Origin of the sequence: Microbacterium sp. KHB019, assembly GCF_037285405.1 — a bacterium.
Classification (GTDB): domain Bacteria; phylum Actinomycetota; class Actinomycetes; order Actinomycetales; family Microbacteriaceae; genus Microbacterium.
This window is the reverse complement of sequence record NZ_JBBDHF010000001.1, coordinates 902,265-920,580: the sequence shown is the minus strand read 5'-3', so window position 1 is coordinate 920,580 and position 18,316 is coordinate 902,265. Positions and strand designations below refer to the sequence as shown.

The 18,316-nt window shown below is 69.0% G+C and carries 22 protein-coding genes; 10 read left to right on the top strand and 12 right to left on the bottom strand.

The window, feature by feature from the left end; genetic code table 11:
• Positions 1–165 precede the first annotated feature (165 nt).
• Positions 166–1,125 carry a 2,3,4,5-tetrahydropyridine-2,6-dicarboxylate N-succinyltransferase gene (gene dapD / locus KHB019_RS04495; RefSeq protein WP_230102131.1) on the bottom strand — a complete coding sequence of 320 codons (960 nt, stop codon included), beginning with the start codon at positions 1,123–1,125 and terminating at the stop codon, positions 166–168.
• Between the two features lie 51 nt (positions 1,126–1,176).
• Between dapD and dapE the strand changes: the two genes are divergently transcribed.
• The 4 genes from dapE (at position 1,177) to KHB019_RS04475 (ending at position 4,448) form a co-directional block, all read left to right on the top strand.
• The gene (gene dapE, locus KHB019_RS04490; protein ID WP_325471315.1) at positions 1,177–2,250 is read left to right on the top strand and encodes a succinyl-diaminopimelate desuccinylase; all 1,074 of its coding nucleotides are present in this window, start codon (positions 1,177–1,179) and stop codon (positions 2,248–2,250) included.
• Entirely contained in the window at positions 2,232–3,464 is a 1,233-nt protein-coding gene (locus KHB019_RS04485; protein WP_337458162.1) for a hypothetical protein, read from the top strand. Before dapE ends, KHB019_RS04485 begins: the two co-directional genes overlap by 19 nt.
• 115 nt (positions 3,465–3,579) lie before the next feature.
• Entirely contained in the window at positions 3,580–3,747 is a 168-nt protein-coding gene (locus KHB019_RS04480; protein ID WP_147039918.1) for a DUF3117 domain-containing protein, read from the top strand.
• A gap of 149 nt (positions 3,748–3,896) precedes the next feature.
• Positions 3,897–4,448: a hypothetical protein gene (locus tag KHB019_RS04475; RefSeq protein WP_230102134.1), complete on the top strand. Its 552-nt coding sequence runs from the start codon at positions 3,897–3,899 to the stop codon at positions 4,446–4,448.
• Positions 4,449–4,565: 117 nt separating this feature from the next.
• Here the strand turns inward: KHB019_RS04475 and KHB019_RS04470 are convergent, their stop codons facing one another.
• On the bottom strand, positions 4,566–5,201 hold the full coding sequence (locus KHB019_RS04470) for an O-methyltransferase (RefSeq protein ID WP_337458161.1): 636 nt from the start codon (positions 5,199–5,201) through the stop codon (positions 4,566–4,568).
• Between the two features lie 74 nt (positions 5,202–5,275).
• Between KHB019_RS04470 and KHB019_RS04465 the strand changes: the two genes are divergently transcribed.
• Complete coding sequence (locus KHB019_RS04465; RefSeq protein ID WP_230102136.1) at positions 5,276–5,668, top strand: Sec-independent protein translocase TatB; 393 nt, start codon at positions 5,276–5,278, stop codon at positions 5,666–5,668.
• Positions 5,669–5,690: 22 nt separating this feature from the next.
• Here KHB019_RS04465 and KHB019_RS04460 read toward each other — a convergent pair whose 3' ends face one another.
• From KHB019_RS04460 to KHB019_RS04445, 4 genes are read right to left on the bottom strand one after another with little or no spacing between them, the layout of a single operon-like run.
• A complete protein-coding gene (locus KHB019_RS04460; protein WP_337458160.1) occupies positions 5,691–6,206 on the bottom strand; it encodes a hypothetical protein in 516 nt (171 codons plus the stop codon).
• Between the two features lie 12 nt (positions 6,207–6,218).
• Positions 6,219–7,361 carry an Mrp/NBP35 family ATP-binding protein gene (locus KHB019_RS04455; RefSeq protein ID WP_230102138.1) on the bottom strand — a complete coding sequence of 381 codons (1,143 nt, stop codon included), beginning with the start codon at positions 7,359–7,361 and terminating at the stop codon, positions 6,219–6,221.
• Positions 7,358–7,915 carry a DUF1003 domain-containing protein gene (locus tag KHB019_RS04450; RefSeq protein ID WP_230102339.1) on the bottom strand — a complete coding sequence of 186 codons (558 nt, stop codon included), beginning with the start codon at positions 7,913–7,915 and terminating at the stop codon, positions 7,358–7,360. Before KHB019_RS04450 ends, KHB019_RS04455 begins: the two co-directional genes overlap by 4 nt.
• Positions 7,915–9,180, bottom strand: coding sequence for a magnesium transporter (locus KHB019_RS04445; RefSeq protein ID WP_230102139.1), 1,266 nt, complete (start codon positions 9,178–9,180; stop codon positions 7,915–7,917). The genes KHB019_RS04450 and KHB019_RS04445 overlap by 1 nt, the downstream gene beginning before the upstream one ends.
• Before the next feature lie 68 nt (positions 9,181–9,248).
• Between KHB019_RS04445 and KHB019_RS04440 the strand changes: the two genes are divergently transcribed.
• Positions 9,249–10,061 carry a general stress protein gene (locus tag KHB019_RS04440; protein WP_337458159.1) on the top strand — a complete coding sequence of 271 codons (813 nt, stop codon included), beginning with the start codon at positions 9,249–9,251 and terminating at the stop codon, positions 10,059–10,061.
• Position 10,062: 1 nt separating this feature from the next.
• Complete coding sequence (locus tag KHB019_RS04435; RefSeq protein WP_325471322.1) at positions 10,063–10,710, top strand: alpha/beta hydrolase family protein; 648 nt, start codon at positions 10,063–10,065, stop codon at positions 10,708–10,710.
• Positions 10,711–10,744: 34 nt separating this feature from the next.
• On the opposite strand, the gene KHB019_RS04430 is transcribed toward KHB019_RS04435, so the two are convergent.
• A complete protein-coding gene (locus KHB019_RS04430; protein ID WP_337458158.1) occupies positions 10,745–11,344 on the bottom strand; it encodes a YdcF family protein in 600 nt (199 codons plus the stop codon).
• A gap of 13 nt (positions 11,345–11,357) precedes the next feature.
• A complete protein-coding gene (locus tag KHB019_RS04425) occupies positions 11,358–12,785 on the bottom strand; it encodes an aminopeptidase P family protein (RefSeq protein WP_230102143.1) in 1,428 nt (475 codons plus the stop codon).
• Positions 12,786–12,821: 36 nt separating this feature from the next.
• On the opposite strand from KHB019_RS04425, the gene KHB019_RS04420 reads away from it, so the two are divergent.
• Positions 12,822–13,184 carry a DUF3054 domain-containing protein gene (locus tag KHB019_RS04420; RefSeq protein ID WP_325471324.1) on the top strand — a complete coding sequence of 121 codons (363 nt, stop codon included), beginning with the start codon at positions 12,822–12,824 and terminating at the stop codon, positions 13,182–13,184.
• 8 nt (positions 13,185–13,192) lie between these two features.
• On the opposite strand, the gene KHB019_RS04415 is transcribed toward KHB019_RS04420, so the two are convergent.
• Positions 13,193–14,209, bottom strand: a complete 1,017-nt coding sequence (locus KHB019_RS04415; protein WP_337458157.1) for an endonuclease/exonuclease/phosphatase family protein — start codon at positions 14,207–14,209, stop codon at positions 13,193–13,195.
• Between the two features lie 85 nt (positions 14,210–14,294).
• Between KHB019_RS04415 and KHB019_RS04410 the strand changes: the two genes are divergently transcribed.
• Entirely contained in the window at positions 14,295–15,161 is an 867-nt protein-coding gene (locus KHB019_RS04410) for a PHP domain-containing protein (protein WP_337458156.1), read from the top strand.
• A 13-nt stretch (positions 15,162–15,174) separates the two neighbouring features.
• Here KHB019_RS04410 and KHB019_RS04405 read toward each other — a convergent pair whose 3' ends face one another.
• Positions 15,175–16,695, bottom strand: coding sequence for a DEAD/DEAH box helicase (locus tag KHB019_RS04405; protein WP_337458155.1), 1,521 nt, complete (start codon positions 16,693–16,695; stop codon positions 15,175–15,177).
• A 171-nt stretch (positions 16,696–16,866) separates the two neighbouring features.
• Between KHB019_RS04405 and KHB019_RS04400 the strand changes: the two genes are divergently transcribed.
• Entirely contained in the window at positions 16,867–17,577 is a 711-nt protein-coding gene (locus tag KHB019_RS04400; RefSeq protein WP_230102148.1) for a ferritin-like fold-containing protein, read from the top strand.
• A gap of 91 nt (positions 17,578–17,668) precedes the next feature.
• Here KHB019_RS04400 and KHB019_RS04395 read toward each other — a convergent pair whose 3' ends face one another.
• Positions 17,669–17,956: a hypothetical protein gene (locus KHB019_RS04395; RefSeq protein ID WP_230102149.1), complete on the bottom strand. Its 288-nt coding sequence runs from the start codon at positions 17,954–17,956 to the stop codon at positions 17,669–17,671.
• 4 nt (positions 17,957–17,960) lie between these two features.
• Positions 17,961–18,185 (bottom strand): DUF3107 domain-containing protein, encoded by a 225-nt coding sequence (locus KHB019_RS04390; protein ID WP_230102150.1) that lies wholly within the window; start codon positions 18,183–18,185, stop codon positions 17,961–17,963.
• Positions 18,186–18,316 lie beyond the last annotated feature (131 nt).

Below are 18,316 nucleotides of genomic sequence, written 5' to 3'. Positions count from 1 at the left end.
GTGAGATGGGCGACCGCGCACAGGAGGTGCGCAGAGGTTCGCCGTTCGAAACGCCAACTGGTGGAGGAGCTCTGCAGCTCACTTCGGTCTGGGTGGACCCCGTGTCGACGACGCAGTCGCCCGATGCCGGGCAACCTCACAAGACTAGCAGAGTGCGGCTGGGTATCAGGCGTGCAGGGTGTCGTTGAGCGTCACGCCGGCGCCCTGGCGCTGCCTCGCCTCGATCGCGCCGGTGACCGAGTTCCGCCAGAACAGGATGCCGTTCTGCCCGCTGAGCTCCGCTGCCTTCACGATGCGCTGGCCGCCGTCGGCTGTGCGAGTGCCGTCGGCGAGGACGACCTTCGACCCGGCGGTGATGTAGACGCCAGCCTCGACGATGCAGTCATCGCCGAGGGCGATGCCGAGCCCCGAGTTCGCACCGAGGAGGGTGCGCGCGCCGATCGAGACGCGGACGGTTCCGCCGCCGGACAGCGTGCCCATGATGGATGCTCCGCCGCCGATGTCGCTGCCCTCGCCGACGACGACACCCTGCGAGATGCGACCCTCGACCATCGAGGCCCCGAGCGTGCCGGCGTTGAAGTTCACGAACCCCTCGTGCATGACGGTGGTGCCGGGGGAGAGGTGGGCGCCGAGGCGAACGCGCGAGGCATCCGCGATCCGGACGCCGGCGGGCTGCACGTAGTCGGTCAGGCGCGGGAACTTGTCGAGCCCCTGAACCTGGATGCTGTGGCGGCGCATCTGCGGCTGCAGGCGAGCGGCGTCGTCGGGGTGCATGGGGCCCGCATTGGTCCAGGCGACATTGGGCAGGTGGCCGAAGATGCCGTCGAGGTTCAGCTCGTTGGGACGCACCAGCAGATGCGACAGCGCGTGCAGGCGCAGGTACGCGTCCGCGGTCGAGACGGGGGGAGCGTCCAGATCGATCTCGAGCGTCACCGTCTCGATCGTGACGCCTCGGCGCTCGTCCGCACCGGTCTGCGCCTCGAGGTCTGCGGCCGTCGAGTCCGTCGCCGGGGAGGACTCCATCACGGAGCCGATGCCGACCTTCGGGTACCAGGCATCCAGAACGGTGCCGTTGCCGGCGATCGTGGTGAGGCCGAGTCCCCAGACAGTGCGCGCGTTGGTCATACGTCCACGCTACCGCGCTCCCGAGGCAGGGCCGCGCCGTAGGCTGGACGCATGCTGCTCGACCCGACCGTCTCCTCCGTCGACCTCACGCGCGCGATCTGCGACCTCCCCAGCGTCTCCGGTGACGAGGCAGCCCTGGCGGATGCCGTCGAAGCCGCTGTCGCACCGCTGGCCCACCTCGAGGTCATCCGACACGGCAACACGATCGTCGCCCGCACGAACCTCGGCCGCGACCGACGGGTCGTGATCGCCGGTCATATCGACACGGTCCCCATCAACGGCAACCTGCCGACGCGGCTCGTCGACATCGACGGGAAGCCGCATCTGTGGGGGCGCGGAACCGTTGATATGAAGGCCGGCGTCGCGGTGCAGCTCAAGCTCGCCGCCGAGCTCACCGAGCCCATCGTCGACATCACCTGGATGTGGTACGACAACGAAGAGGTCGCGGCATCCCTCAACGGGTTGAACCTGCTCTCGAAGGACCGCCCCGATCTGTTCACCGCAGACTTCGCTATCCTCGGCGAGCCGTCGAACGGCGAGGTCGAGGGTGGATGCAACGGCACTCTGCGCGCGATGGTCCGCACACGTGGTGTCCGTGCGCACAGCGCGAGGGCGTGGATCGGCGAGAACGCGATCCACGCCGCGGCGCCGATCCTGTCGCGTCTGGCCGAGTACCGGGCGAAGGAGGTCACTGTCGAAGGGCTCGCGTACCGCGAGAGTCTGAGCGCCGTGCGCATCACCGGCGGTGTCGCGGGCAATGTCATCCCAGACCTGTGCGAGGTCGAGGTGAACTATCGCTTCGCCCCGAGCAAGACGTCCGCAGACGCAGAGGCGCACCTGCGAGGAGTGCTCCAGGGCTTCGACGTCGAGATCACGGACGCCGCCGACGGCGCTCGTCCCGGCCTGGATGCTCCGATCGCACAGCAGTTCGTCGCCGCGGTCGGCGCCGTCCCTCGGCCCAAGTACGGCTGGACCGACGTCGCGCGGTTCAGTGCTCTCGGCATCCCTGCCGTGAACTACGGCCCAGGCGACCCGCACCTGGCCCACCACGACGAGGAGCGCGTGCCGCTCGCGCAGATCGACGCGATCGAGCAGGGCCTTCGGGCGTGGCTCACCGGGCGCTGACCGTCGGCGCACGCCGCGGGGTGCTCGAGCACTGGGTGCGCCTGCCCGTGATCGCGCGGATCGCCGTCGTCTATCTGCTCGGCAGAGCGGTGACGACCGGATTCCTGCTGCTGGCCGCGGAGCGCTCGACAGTCGGATCGCGGTTCGGTGCGGACGCGACCATCGGCAGCTTCGTGCTCGGATGGGACGCGCAGTGGTACTGGCTGGTCGCCTGGGAGGGCTATCCCCATGTGCTGCCCCTCACCGAGACCGGGCAGGTCACCGAGAACGCGTGGGCGTTCATGCCCGTATACGCGTACGCCGCGCAGATCGTCGGCCTGCCGTTCGGCGCGTGGGGCGCAGGGGCCCTGCTGATATCGCTGGTCGCCGGGTTCTTCGCCTGCGTCGCGCTGCATCGGCTTCTTCGGCATCGGATCGGCGCCTCGGCGACGATGTGGGCGGTGGTCTTCTTCGCCTGGGGCCCGCTGGCCGCGCTGTTCCAGGTCGGTTACGCCGAGTCGCTGTTCGTGCTCCTGCTGCTCATCGCGCTCGATCTGGTCGCTCGGCGCAGGTACGCCTGGCTGTACCTCGTCATCCCCGTGATGGCTTTCACCCGTCCAGGCATCCTGGCTTTCGCGCTGTATCTCGGGCTGCACGGCATCCTGCGCTGGATCCGCCGCCGTCATGACCCGCTCTCGACCCGTGAGGTCGTGCACATCATCGCGCTCGGGGCGCTCGCGACAGCCACCGGCTTCGCATGGCAGCTGATCGCCTGGTTCGTCACGGGAGACCCCGGGGCGTACATGGCGACCGAACTGTCCTGGCGTCGCAACTGGGGCGTCGACGACGCGGCGTTCGTGCCGTTCGACGGCTGGGTGCAGGCCGCGCAGTTCTGGTTCACGCAATGGGGGATGCCTGGGTGGTGGGGTCTCATCGCTCTCGGGATCCTCGTGCTCGCTGCGGCGGCGATGCTGCTCTTCTCCCCGCAGGTGCGCCGCCTCGGAGTCGATCTGCGGCTGTGGAGCGCGAGCTACCTGCTGTATCTGCTGGCCGTGTTCTTCCCGCAGTCGAGCACGTTCCGCCTGCTGCTGCCGCTCACGCCCTTGGCGGGAGCGCTGGCCGTTCCGAGGTCGCGGGGCTACCGCATCGTGGTGCTCGCGCTGTGCGTGCTCGGTCAGTGGATCTGGATCGATCAGGTCTACGCGCAGGGGAGCGCCTACTGGCAGGTGCCGTGACCGCGGCGAAGACGTCACGTGACGTGGTGTTCACGAGGTATTACGGCACCGCGCGCGCCGGGGCGGAAGTGTACCGATAAACTTGATGCATACCACCGAGGGAAAGGAAGCCACGATGGCAGCGATGAAGCCGAGGACCGGAGACGGACCCATGGAGGCCGTGAAAGAGGGACGACTCATCATCGTGCGGGTTCCCCTCGAAGGTGGCGGCCGACTGGTCGTCTCGGTCAACGACGAAGAGGCGAAGGAGCTGCACGACGTCCTCGCCGGCGTCGTGAGCTGAACCGGTAGCACCTTCAAGGGCGGCGGATCCTCGGATCCGCCGCCCTTCTGCGTCTGCTGCGGCGATCCGAGCACCATCCCATCCGATTCCACGACGGGTCCGAACGACCTGTTGTGCGGCGAATGTCGCACGAAACGGAAAGGAACATCATGCGCAAGATGACACGACTCGGACTCATCAGCACCGCGGGCGCCGGCGCAGCCGCTCTCGCGATCGCAGGATTCGCTCTGCCGGCCACGGCCGCTGAGTCGTCCGACAGCACGCAGGAATCCACCTCCACCACCTCGACGACCGACTTCATGAGCTCGATCGAGGGACTCCAGGCCTGGCTCGGCGAGACCGTCCTCGCCAGCGGAAACGACACCGGTCTCGTCGATGGCCCCGTGGTCGACGGCCCGCTGGTCAGCGATTCCCTCGGCGGTGACGTGCTCTCGGGCAACGACACCCCGGTCGCCTCCGGCAACGAGGTCTCGGCCCCTGTCGGCTCGGGCAACGACGTGACCGCCCCGATCGATGCTCCGATCGGCTCCGGCAACGACGTCTCAGGCAACGAGGTCGGCTCCGGCAACGCCAACGGCAACGTCGTCGGCTCCGGCAACGACTCCGGCGTCTCGGTCGGCGACATCGGCGCTGACGTCGATGACCTCATCGGCGACGTGTCCGGCGATGTCGACTCGATGCTCGGCGGCATCCTCGACTGATCCGACCAGCACGCAGAAGCGGCGCCCCGGCTCAGGCCGGGGCGCAGCTCACGTCTGCGGGTGCGACTGCTCGGTGCTTGCAACTACTCGGCGCTTGCGACTGCTCGGTGCTTGCGACTACTCGGTGCTGAGACTGACCAGCTGCAGCAGCCCCTCACCTGCGGTGGAGATCGCGGCGAGGACGGCAGGCGACTCCTGCGTCTCCTGGATCAGTGAGCGGAATGCGCTGGTGACGGCATCCCGCTGCACAGGGTCGGCGACGCGGCCACCGGCCAGCACGCGCGGAACCGCGACGACCCCGCCGGTGCGCACCAGGCGCAGCCCGTGCTCGACGTACTCGATGACGTTCTCCGGGTCGGCGTCGACGAGGACGATGTCGTACGCGCCCTCGTTCATGCGGGGCAGGACGTCGGCGGCGCGACCGGTGATGAACCGCGCGCGGGTGGACGGCACCTTCGCCTCGCTGAAACCTCGCCGCGCTGCGGCAAGGTGCTCCGGCTCGTTGTCGATCGAGGTCAGGACGGCGCGGGGGGCGCCGCGCAGCATCCACAGGCCGGAGACCCCGGCGCCTGTGCCGATCTCGACGATCGAGCGGGCGTCGGTCGTCGCGGCGAGCACGGCCAGCTGCGAGCCGACAGCGGGGCTCACCGAAGTGACGCCGAGCTCCTGCGCGTGGGTGCGGGCCCTGGCGATGTGCGCCGGCTCGATGATCGCCTCGCGGATGTACCGTGCGTTCGCGTCGTTCTCACTCATGGCCGTATCCTCCGCATCCAGAGTATTCGCCCGTCGTGTTCATCGCCGTCAGGCGCGGCGGGTAGCCTGTCTACATGGATTTCGGCCTCACCATCGAGAAGCTCTTTCTCATCGGTGTGATCGCCGCGCTCATCATCGGCCCCGAGCGTCTTCCGAAGGCCGCTGAGACGTTCGCCGGCGTCGTCCGCAAGGTCGGGGAGTACCTGCGGGACACCCGCACGAGGATGCGTGACGAGATCGGTCCTGAGATCGACGAGGTGGACTGGCGAAAGCTCGATCCACGTCAGTACGACCCTCGCCGGATCATCCGCGACGCGCTGCTCGAGGACGCCCCGTCGACGACCGCGACCGCGACTGCCGTCGCTCCTGCCGCGGTGCCCGCTGCGGTCGCAGAACGACAGCCGTCGCGGGTGCGCCCGGACTTCACGAAGGCTTCGCCGCCGCCGTTCGACCTCGAGGCGACCTGATCCGACCGGCCGGCCCGCGGGGTCAGTTCGTCGACTTCACGCGTGATTTCAGGCGCACCACGTCGTCATCGCTGAGCAGGATGCGCGGCACCACAGTGACCACCGACGTGCCCCGAAGGCGCAGGAGCGCGGCGTACCTGCCGACGTGGACCGACCGGAACGTCGAGTAGGCGACATCGGAGACGCCGCTCTTGGACACCATCTTGATCGACTCGTCGCCGAGTTCTACGCGCACGACCGACCCGGATGGCATCGTCGTGCTGATCGCACGGCGGGTGGATGCACGGGTGAAGATGATCGAGGCGACGATCAGCGCCGCGATCGCCACCATCGTCCAGGTCAGAGTGGTCGTCTGCTCCTGATCGGCGCCACCGACCATCCCCAGCACGATCGCGTTCACCGCGAACGCCGCGATGAGGGCCGTGTACGCGATGACGGCGAGCGGGCGCGTGAGCGTGTAGATGACGGCATCCCATGTCATGCCGCGGATCATCTCGGCGTCGACGGTGGCGGTACGGGCGGCGGAGTCGGCAGTCACGTCACGAGTCTGTCATGACTCGGATGCCGGGGTCCGGGCCACGGACATCGGCAGCGACCGGCCGGAGAGGCTTCGGCCGTGCTGCGCCAGCCGGTCCGCGATGCCGCGGATGGTCTGCGCCGCGGCATCCTGCGGGTCGCTGAGCACGATCGGGACGCCGGCGTCGCCCCCTGCGCGCAGCGCGGGGCTCAGCGGCACGGAGGCCATCAGCGGGACCGCGTCATCCGGTCCGGACAGTGCGCCGGCGACTTGGGCCCCGCCGCCTGATCCGAACAGGTCGACCGTCGTGCCGTCGGGAAGCGTGAACGCGGCCATGTTCTCGACGACGCCGATCACGCGCTGTCCGGTCTGCCGCGCGACCAGACCGCTGCGGATCGCGACGTCGGAGGCAGCCGTCTGCGGTGTCGTCACGACCAGCACCTCGGCATGGGGGAGGAGCTGCCCGATCGAGATCGCGACATCGCCGGTGCCAGGAGGCATGTCGATGAGCAGCACGTCCAGATCGCCGAAGAACACGTCCGTGAGGAACTGCTGGACCGTGCGATGCAGCATCGGACCGCGCCATGCGACGACGGCCTCGCCGTCACGCAGGAACATCCCGATCGAGACGGCCTTCACGCCGTGGGCGACAGGCGGCAGCATCAGATCGTCGATGCGCGTGGGCTGGGTGCCTGCGGGGATTCCGAGGAGTCCGGGGATCGAGAAGCCGTGCACGTCGGCATCCACGAGACCAGTGGCGAGCCCCTTCTCGGCCAGGGCGACGGCCAGGTTCGCGGTGATGGTCGACTTGCCGACCCCGCCCTTGCCGCTGGAGACGAGGATCACCCGCGTCAGCGAGTCGGGCCCGAACGGCATCTGCCGTGCAGGGCGTCCGTCGCGCAGCTTCTCGGTGAGGGCCTTCCGCTCGCCCGGAGTCATGACACCGACCTCGACCGTGACCTCGTCGATGCCGACGACGGATGCTGCGGCACGGCGCACATCCGATTCGATGCGGTCGGCGGCGGGGCATCCGACGATCGTCAGGGCGATGCCGACCGTCGCATGATCGCCCTCGACGGAGACGTCGCGGAGCATGTCGAGTTCGCCGATCGGTCGGCGCAGCTCCGGATCGGAGACCGCGCCGACCGCGCGGCGAACCTGGTCGGCACGGCTCATGGTCGCTGGCGGCCCGGCCTGTTGACCGGAGCCGTCCTGGTGTCGGCGTCGCCGTCGTGCTCCTCGCTGAGATCGGCGAGCAGCGCCCGCAGCTCCTGCCGCAGCACATCGCGAGTCACGGCCTGGGTGTTGCGCTCCTCGAGCGACATGCGCAGAGCGACGATCTCGCGGGCCAAGTACTCGGTGTCGGCGAGGTTTCGTTCTGCGCGCTGCCTGTCCTGCTCGATCTGCACGCGGTCGCGGTCGTCCTGGCGGTTCTGCGCGAGCAGGATGAGCGGGGCGGCGTACGAGGCCTGCAGCGACAGGATCAGCGTGAGCGCCGTGAAGCCGAGCGCGGCTGAGTCGAAGCGCCACCAGCCGTTCTGCTCGGCGACGACCGTGTAGACCATCCACAGCAGGCAGAACAGGGTGAGCATGAGCAGGAACGTCGGCGTGCCCATCGCACGGGCCACCCACTCCGTGAACCGGCCGAAGCGGTCGCTGGATTCGGGGCGCTGCCGCGTCGTGCCGCGGCCGAGGGGGGCGTCGAGACCGGAGCGGTCGCTCTTGGCCATCATCGTGCACCGCCCGCCGTCTCGCTGTCGTCGGCATCCTGTGTGCGCCAGTCATCGGGCAGCAGATAGTCGAGAACGTCGTCGATGCTCACCACCCCGACGAGGCGGCCGGCGGCATCGACCACCGGCAGCGACACGAGGTCGTAACTGGCGAGCAGCCTGGCGGTCTCCGCTGCGGAGGCCATCGCCGAGATGGGCTCCATCGTCTCGTCGACGATCGCACCTAGGCGTTCGTGCGGGGGGTAGCGCAGCATCCGCTGGAAGTGGACGACGCCGAGCAGGCGACCGGTCGGCGTCTCGAACGGCGGAAGGGTGACGAAGACCGCGGCGGCGAGTGCGGGGTGCAGCTCGTGCCGACGGATCAGTGCCAGAGCCTCGGCGACGGTGGCATCGGCCGAGAGCACGATCGGCTCGGTGGTCATCAGACCGCCGGCGGTGTCCGGCCCGTAGCTCAGCAGAGTCCTGACGTCCTCGGCCTCTTCCGGCTCCATGAGGTCGAGGAGTTGTTCGAGGCGCTTCTTCGGGAGCTGGGCGAGCAGGTCGGCCGCGTCGTCCGGTTCCATGTGGTCGAGGATGTCGGCGGCGCGCTCGTCGCCGAGACCGTCCAGGATGTGCACCTGGTCCTCTTCCGGCATCTCCTCGAGAGCGTCGGCGAGCCGGTCGTCCGGCAGCTCTTCGGCGACCTCGATCAAACGCTGCTGCGGAAGGTCGAGCAGCGTGGTGGCCAGGTCGGCGGCGTGCAGCTCGGAGTAGGTCGCGACGAGCTGCTCGGCGGACTGCGACTCGCCCGGTGCGCGCTTCTCGGCGACCTCGTTCCACGCGGCGAACGTGGTCGGTCCCTTCGCGAACGGCGAGGCGCTCGTCTTGGGTTTGCGGAGGAAGAGCTGATTGACGCTCCACTCTCCGAGGCGGTTCGGCTCGATCGCGACGTCTTCGATCACGGCGCTGCCGCTGCCGTCGGCGAGCTCGACCCGCCGGCCCAGAAGCTCGGCGAGCACACGGACTTCACCGGGCCGGGGCTGGAACCGGCGCACGTTGATCAGTCCGGTGGTCAGAACCTGCCCGGCGCGGATCGACGTGACCCGGCCGATGGACATGAACACGTGCCGGCGGCCGGGGATCTCGACGACCAGTCCGATCACGCGGGGGGAGGCGGTACTTCGGTAAACGATGACGACATCCCGGACCTTGCCGAGCCGGTCGCCCACGGGGTCGAAGACGGCGCAGCCTGCCAGGCGCGCGACGAAAACCCGTTGTGTGCTCACGCTGTCCAGCGTAGTGCGCGAGCCTGCGAACTCGGGCCCCGCAGAGACGCGCATGGAACAATGGAGGTATGAGCATGTTGAACCGTCCTGCGAACGGCACTGCCGTCGGTGAGACCGTCGCGTCGGTCCGCGAATACGAGGCCGCGCAGAAGACGGTGTCGAAACTGATCGCCGCCGATGTCCCCGCCAGGGACATCGCGATCGTCGGCCAGTCCGTCCGGACGATCGAGCGCGTCACAGGACGGCTCGGCTATGCCGCAGCGGCACGCTCCGGGGCGGTCAACGGCGTGCTCATCGGGCTTCTGCTGTCGGCGATCCTCGTGATCGGCAACCCGGATGCTCCGATCCAGCTGTTCGTGGGTTTCGTGTTCATCGGTGTCGCGCTCGGCATGATCCTGAGCCTTGTGACCTATGCGATCGTTCGCCGCAGGCGGGATTTCGCGAGCGTGACGCAGCTCGCGGCCGATCACTACGAGGTGACGGTGGCGCCGGACTCCCTCGCGAAGGCTCGCGCGGCGCTCGGATCCGCCCCGCGCACCCAGGTCGCCCGGCCGACGGTCGACCTGGACGAACCGCCGCGGTACGGCGAGCGGGTCGCTCCTGGCACCGAGACCGCGGCGCAGGCGGGCGCGCAGGCTCCCGCCGGGCACGTGATCCCTCCCCGTCCCGCTGACCCGCGTCCTGCGGAAGCGCGGCCGCAATACGGCGAGCGGGTCGAGCAGGCCGCGCCGACGCAGGACCCGACGCCGACGGATGCCGCTGACGGGGATGCTGCGCCCGAGTCGGCCACCGCTGAGACAGCGCCCGGAGGGACGGGGACTTCCGCAGAAGCCGCGCCCGTGACGGACGAGTCGGCCCAGAAGCGCGACGACCGGGCCTGACATGGGCTTCGACGTCGAGCTCCCTCGGGGGACGGTGTCGATCTCTACGGCCTGGGGAGACGGCATCGGGCGCGGAACCGTCCTCGTCGCTCATGGCGCCGGCGCCGGGATGGAGCATCCGTTCCTCGTCGGATTCACCGACGCTCTGAACGCCATCGGTCTCTCGACCCTGCGGTTCAACTTCCCGTACCGCGAGCAGGGCAGGCGGATGCCCGGACCCGCCGCCCACGCGATCGCGACGTGGAAGGCCGCAGTGGCGTATGCCCGCACTTTCGATCCCGCCGGTCCGCTGTGGGCGGCGGGCAAGTCCTACGGGGGACGGATGGCATCGATGGCAGTCGCTGAGGGGCTCGTCGTCGACGGACTGGTGTATCTCGGTTACCCGCTGCACCCGCCGGGCGACCCTGGGAAGCTGCGCGCGGAGCACCTGCCGGCGATCGCCGTGCCCCAGCTGTTCATCGAAGGAACGAACGACCCCTTCGTACAGCCCGTTGCCCAGCTCGAGGAGGTCGTCCGGACCTGCCAGGACGCCCAGGTCGTCTGGGTCGAAGGCGGCGGACACTCGTTCGAGGTGAAGGGGCAGAAGCGACCGGCCGCCGAGATCGGGGCATCGCTCGCCCCGGTGGTCGCGGACTTCACCTCGAACTGATGATCTCAGCGGGTGAACGACGCCGACCTGCCTCTCAGCGGTGCTGCCACCGGAACAGCAGCAGCCGCAGCGACGCTCCGATCTTCATCGGCACGATCTCGCCGAAGCGGTGCTCATCGGCTCGCACGAGGCGGTCGGCCAGGTCCGGACGCTGCTGACGCAGGTACTCCCGAGCCACTTCGGCATGCGGGGAGTTCGAGACGATCTTGATCCGGTCGGCGTGCTCGATCAGCGGAATCGCGTTCTCGATGTTCTCCCACGTGGAACGGCTGTCCGGCTCGAGCACGATGTGTCCGGTGTAGTCGAGTTCCTCGCGCGCGTACCGCTCCATGATGACGGCCTCCGGCACGTCGCCCTCCACGGTGCCGCCGCACATCACGACGGTGCTGCGGGCATCGCGATCGATGGAGCGGATGCCGGCGCGCACGCGGTAGCGGTTGATGAAGTTCGCGCGCTCGCCGCGGTTGCCGTAGCCGAGGACGACGACGGCCTCGGTGCTGCTCGCCGGTGCGGCTGCACCAAGCATCCGCCTGCTCGATCGCCAATGGACGTACTCCGCCCACACGGCGAACGCGGAGTACGCCGCGAAACCGGCCCAGAAGAGCCGGCCGGCGACGCCGCGCGAACTGCTCAAGCCCCCGGGCCCGTCATCCCTCAGAGCCCCGAGCCTCAGAGCCCCGAGCGATCCAGGCCTCGATCTCGTCGGCCGTGCGAGGGATGTCGGCCGACAGGTTCACGGGACCGTCCGCGGTCATGAGGATGTCGTCCTCGATGCGCACGCCGATGCCGCGGAACTCCTCCGGAACGGTGAGGTCATCGATCTGGAAGTACAGGCCGGGTTCGATCGTGAAGACCATGCCGGCCTCCAGCACGCCGTCGTAGTACATCTCGCGGCGTGCCTGTGCGCAGTCGTGCACGTCGATGCCGAGGTGGTGTGAGGTGCCGTGCACCATGTAGCGGCGGTGCTGGCCCCCTGCGTCGGCGTCCAGAGCCTCATCGGCGGTCACCGGCAGCAGGCCCCACTCGGCAGTGCGCTTCGCGATCACAGCCATGGCGGCCTCATGAACCTGGCGGAAACGGACACCGGGGCGCGCTGCGGCGAATGCGGCGTCAGCGGCTTCGAGAACCGTCTCGTAGACGCGGCGCTGCACGTCCGAGAACCGCCCGTTCACCGGCAGGGTGCGGGTGATGTCCGCGGTGTACAGGCTGTCGGCTTCGACGCCGGCGTCCACGAGGATCAGGTCACCGGGAATAACGGCGCCGTCGTTGCGCGTCCAGTGCAGGTAGCAGGCGTGCGGTCCGGAAGCCGAGATCGTGTCGTAGCCCTCGCCGTTGCCGTCCTCGCGGGCGCGGCGGTGGAAGACCCCCTCCACGACGCGTTCGCCGCGGGCATGCTGGGCGGCGTCGGGGAGAGCCGCGATGATGTCGTCGAATCCGCGCGCCGTGATCTCGACGGCTCGGCGCATCTCGGCGATCTCGTAGTCGTCCTTGACCAGGCGCAGTTCGGACACGAAGCGTTCGAGGTCGGCATCCGCCAGCGTCACGTCGTCGTCGGTCGCGCCGAACGCGGAGAGGTGCTCTGTGGTCACCGCCAGGTCGGCGGCGACGCCGGCGAGCGAGGGGCGGGGGCCGATCCAGAACTCCCCGACCGTGGCATCGGCGTAGAACTCGGTCGTCGTGCGGTCGGCCCGCTCACGGAAGTAGAGGGTGATGTCGTGACCGTCATCCGCTGCGTCCGAAGAACGGGGCTCGAACACCAGGACGGAGTCGGGCTCGGTGTCGGCCGCCCACCCGGTGAGATGGGCGAAGGCGGAGTGCGCACGGAACGGGTAGTCGGTGTCGTTGCTGCGCTGCTTGAGGGAGCCGGCCTCGATCACCAGGCGCTTGCCGGGGAAGGCTGCGGACACCTTGTCGCGACGAGCAGCGGCGTAGGCGGCCTGCTCGCGGGCGGCGGGGAGCGACTCCGGACGCTCGGCCCACCCGGTGGAGATCGTGTCCAGGAATCCTCGCGGGAACGGCTGCTTGCGGTTCGTGACGGGGGCTTCTTCGATCGTCTCGTTCTCTGCGGTGCTCATCCATCCAGTCTCTCACTCCTGCGTAGGGTGGGGAATGTGGTGATTCTCATCGATCTGGTGCTCGTGGTCGTCTTCTGCGTGATCGGACGGCTCTCGCACGCGGAGGGGATCTTCGGCGACCTACCTGGACTCATGAACACGATCTGGCCGTTCGCGGTGGCGGCGCTCATCGCGCACGCCGCGCTTCTGCTTCGCCGGGCGCGGCCCGACAGGATGCTGCCAGGGCTGCTCGTGTGGGCCGTCACGGTCGTCCTCGGCCTGCTGCTGCGCGCCGTCAGCGGTCAGGGGACGGCGGTGCCCTTCATCATCGTCGCTACGCTCACACTGGCCCTGTTCCTGCTCGGCTGGCGCGCTGTGGCCGCACTCGTGCGGCGGGCACGGGCGCGAACGGCCTCCTGAGCGCGGGGTCAGCCGGCAGGTTCGAGCTGCACGACGAGCGCGCGGTGGTCGGAGCCGGCGGCATCCAGCACCAGGGAGCCGGTCGGATTCCAGTTCTCGGTCGCCATGACGTGGTCGATCGGGGCGCCGATCAGCTCGGGATAGTCGGCGGGCCAGGTGCCGGTGACCCCGGTGCCGGTGCGCGACGCGGCATCACGGCAGTTGCCCATGTCGCCGCCGTCGACGCCGAGCCCGGCCATGTGGTCGAGGGTCGCGTTGAAGTCGCCGGCGAGGATGAAATCGCCCTGGGGACATTGATCCGCGATCCACTCCAGGTCGGACTGCCACCGCGCCATCGCTTCGACGCGCGGTGCCACAGCGTGCACCGCGACGATGGTGGGCCCCGAACCGCTGACCGGCATGATCACGGCGCTCGGAACGGAGCTGGTGTTGCTGCTGCCGTCCTCGGACGACGCGATCACCGAATAGTCGCCGAGCTCGGGTGAGATGAGGATCGTCGTCTCCCACGCCTGCGGGCCGTTCTCGACGTTGCCGAACTGGACGTGGTGGACCCACATCGGATGCCCCTGCTCCCGCAGCATGACGGCGATGCGCTCGCCCACGGATTCCGCCGTCTCGGGGAGCGTTACGACGTCGACCTGCTGCGTCAGGATGGCGTCGGCGATCGTCTCGGCCGAGACCGCCTCGCCGGCGGTGTTCCACGTGAGGACCCGAACGCCGGCATCCGTCTTCTCGGGCAGGGGACCCGTGCCGAAGCCGCGCATCGCACCGATCGCGCCGGTTGCCGCCGCGCCCAGCAGGGCGACGATGAGGATGGATGCTGCGAACCCGCGCAGCGGGCGGGCGAACAGCAGCAGCAGCGAGAGCAATGCTATGGCCACGAAAGCGGCCAGCACGAGGCCGCGAACGGCTACCAGCTGCGCGAATGGGAAGGTCTGCTCGAGCTGGAAGAACTGCGGCCACACCACGATCGCCGACGCGATCGCGAACAGCACGGTGAGGAGGATTCCCAGCAGTCGAAACATCCTCTCGAGCTTAAGGGCGCACGCTGTGAATCGCCTGCCGTGAGGGCGCCGCGCCGTCGTCCTGGGCCCGCAGTAGTGTCGAGTCATGACCGACCGGAGCTTCGCGGGGCCGAGCGACCTGCACATGCACTCGAATCACTCCGACGGCACCGAGAACCCCGGTCAGGTCGTCCGTCAGGCGCGTGAACACGGCATCCGCACGATGGCGCTCACCGACCATGACCGCACCACAGGGTGGGACGAGGCGGCTCGCACCGCCGTTTCTCTCGGCATGACCTTCATCCCCGGCATGGAATTGTCGGCGAAGCACCAATGGCGCAGCGTCCACGTGCTCGGATACCTGTTCGATCCGGAGGACGCGGCGCTCCGTGCCGAGACGGACCGCATCCGCGACGACCGGGTCGGGCGGGCGGAGCGGATCGTCCGCAACATCGGCCGGGACTACGAGCTGAGCTGGGCGGATGTGCTCGAGCAGACGACGGTGGATGCCACGGTCGGCCGCCCGCACATCGCCGACGCACTCGTCGCCCGCGGGATCGTCCGCGACCGCGCAGAGGCGTTCGACGGCATTCTCCATCCCCGCGAGGGGTACTACGAGCCGCACTACGCGCCGGATCCACTCACCGCCGTCCGGCTGATCGCGGATGCGGGGGGAGTGACGATCATCGCGCACCCCGTCACGTCAGGGCGCGATCGCATGATGCCGCTCGACTTCATCGAGCAGCTCATCGCCGCAGGGCTCGGCGGCTTCGAGATCGACCACCGCGAGAACACCGAACAGGGCAAACGGACGCTGCAGAAGCTCGCGTCGAAGCACGACCTCATCGTGACGGGGTCGAGCGACTACCACGGTGCTGGCAAGCCCAACAGGCCGGGCGAGAACACCACCTCGGACGAGATGGTGGCTCGGATCATCGCCCAGGCGACGGGGACGAGCCCCCGCTACCCGTAGCCGGCGCCGTTGCTCAGGCTCCGGCCGGCGCTGCACCGCCGGAGCGGCGACGACGGCGACGACGCTGCGGCGCCGGCTTGCCGTCGCGGTGCTCGCTGGTGGCGTCGCCGTCATGGGTGCCGGCGCCCTCGGCATCACGGCCTGCGGCCGGTGCCGACTCCGATCCGCCGGCGGCGGGGGTCGCAGCGTCCTCGGTGAACGTCGAGCCGACTGCACCGCTCGCGCCACCGCGGCGGCGGCGGCGCCGACGCTTCGTGGTGCCTTCGTCCGTACCCTCTGCGGCGGCATCCGCTGCCTTCTGGGGCTGACGCTGACGACGCTCTGCCGCCGTCTTCTCGGCCTTGGGTGCGGTCGTCAGACGGCCCTTCGTGCCCTCGGGGATGTCCAGGTCGGTGTACAGGTGCGCGCTCGACGAGTAGGTCTCGACGGGCTCGGGCTGACCGAACTCGAGCGCGCGGTTGATGAGGGCCCACTTGTGCAGGTCCTCCCAGTCGACGAACGTCACGGCGATACCGGTCTTGCCGGCGCGGCCGGTGCGCCCGGCGCGGTGCAGATACGTCTTCTCCTCATCGGGGATCGTGTGGTTGATGACGTGCGTGACGTCGTCGACGTCGATGCCGCGGGCGGCGACGTCGGTCGCGACCAGGACGTCGCGCTTGCCGGCCTTGAACGCGGCCATTGAGCGCTCGCGCTGCTCCTGACCCATGTCGCCGTGAACGCCGCCGACGTTGAACCCGCGATCGCCGAGTTCGTCGACGAGTCGCTGCGCCGCGCGCTTGGTGCGCGTGAAGATGACGGTCTTGCCGCGGCCCTCGGCCTGCAGGATGCGGGCGATGACCTCATCCTTGTCGAGTGAGTGCGCGCGGTAGACGAGGTGCTTGATGTTCGCCTGGGTGAGGCCCTCGTCGGGGTCGTTCGCACGGATGTGGATCGGGTTCGACATGAAGCGGCGGGCGAGCGCCACGATCGGGCCGGGCATGGTCGCCGAGAAAAGCTGGGTGTGGCGGACCGCCGGCACCTTCTGGAAGATCTTCTCGATGTCGGCGAGGAAGCCGAGGTCGAGCATCTTGTCTGCCTCGTCGAGGACGACCTCCGTGGCGTTCGACAGGTCGAGCAGACGCTGACCGGCGAGGTCGATCAGACGGCCCGGTGTGCCGACGACGATCTGCGCACCGGCCTTGAGCTGGTCGATCTGGCCCTCGTAGGCCTTGCCGCCGTAGATGGCGACGACGCTGGTCGAGCGGTTGCTCGTCAGCAGGTCGATGTCCTCGTACACCTGCACCGCGAGCTCGCGGGTCGGGACGACGATGAGGGCTTTGACGCCGTGCTCCGGGTCCTTGCCGAGTCGTTGCACGACGGGGATGCCGAAGCCGAAGGTCTTGCCGGTGCCGGTCTTCGCCTGCCCGATGATGTCCTGCCCGGGAAGGCCCAGGGGGATGGTCTGCTCCTGGATGGGGAACGCGTCGACGATGCCCTTGGAAGCGAGCGCGTCGATGATGTCCTGATCGATGTTGAGATCAGCGAAAGTTGTCACTTGTTCTGTTGCCTGTCCGGCGGCCTTCACGAAGACGGAGCCACCACGTTACGGATCCACGCCGTCTCTTGTGCCACAGGCGCGGCGTCCTGCTCCACCGGCAGGACGCGTCCAGCCTACCCGAGGCGGCCCCGCAGACGAGGATCCGGTGCGCGCAGGTAGTCTGATCCCGTGGTGAAGTGGTTCTGGCAGCGAGACAAGCCCCGGCGCACCCTGACCCTGCGCAGTCGGGGGGACATGGGAGACGCGACACGCGTCGACTTCGCCGAACTCGCGCCGGAGCTCAACCGCTTCCTCGGGCAGGCCGCCTATCTGCAGCTCGGTTACTTCGAGACGCTCACGCGCCTCATCCGCGCTACCCCTGAGCTCGATGAGAAGGAAGCGCTCGCACGAGCCGCCGGCGCGGCCCTCAGCAAGCACCGCGGCATCGTCGAGGTGATCCGCGCCCAGGGCGAGGATCCGACCGAGATCATGCTGCCGTTCCAGGAGCACCTGGACGCCTTCCGGCGCAAGACCATCGGCGCGAGGCCGCGCGAGACGCTTCTCGCGGTGTACATCACGGCGGGGATGCTGGACGACTTCTACCTCGCCCTCGCCTCGAGCTACGGCGATACCGGCGCACGGGTCGCCGAGATCCTGCGCGAGGACGATGACACCGGCGAGATCGTCGCCATCCTCAAGCGCACGATCGAGATCGACAACGAGTGGCGCTCGCTGTTGTCGATGTGGGCGCGGCGCATGGTTGGGGACACCGTGCTGGTGGCGCGGCAGGCGCTGCGAGCCGAGCGCCTCATCGAGGACGAGGACCGCGTCGAGCCCGTGTACACCGAGCTCATGGGCGCGCATGCGCGCCGCATGGACGCGATGGGGCTGGCCGCGTAGCGTCCGTCCCGCGAGAAATCACGAACTGCACGAAACATCACGTGGCGCGCGGTGTCTCGCGTCGGAAGTGGTTTCTCGGGCGGCAGCGGGCTCAGATTCCGAGCGCGGCGCGCTTCGCAGCATCCGACCTGCGACGGGATGCCGTGAGGGCGAGGCCCGCGGCCGCGGCGACGACGAGGCTGCCGAGGATACTGGCCAGCCAGAGCCAGCCGCTGTCCTCGCCGACGCCCGACCATTGCATGAGCGTGTAGATGCTCGCCGCCGCGGCCGTGGCGACGGCCGGCACGACCGCGACGCCGCGCAGCGCGCGGTCTGGAAGCAGGAAGTGCACGCCGATGCCGAACGCGCACGCGGCGATCAGCGCGAGGAGGATGTACATCGGGTCAGGCGACGAAGCCGACGCGACGGGACTCCTCGGTGCCGAGCTCGATGTATGCGAGGTTCGCGGTCGGGACGATGTAGGAGTTGCCCTTGACATCGGTGAAGCTCACGTGAGCGCTGTTCTGCTCGAGAGCGGCGGCCACCTGGGTGCGGACATCGTCCGCGCTGGTGGCGGTCTCGAAGTTCAGTTCGCGGCCGGTGTTGATGATGCCGATGCGGATTTCCACGCGTGCTCCTTGAAGATTCGGGGACTGAGACGACTCTACCCCGGCGATGCAGCGGCGGATCGGGCACACGACCGGTTTCGCCCTGGGCGCACAAGCATCTCGACGGGGCGGCTCGCGAGGCCGCGAACGGA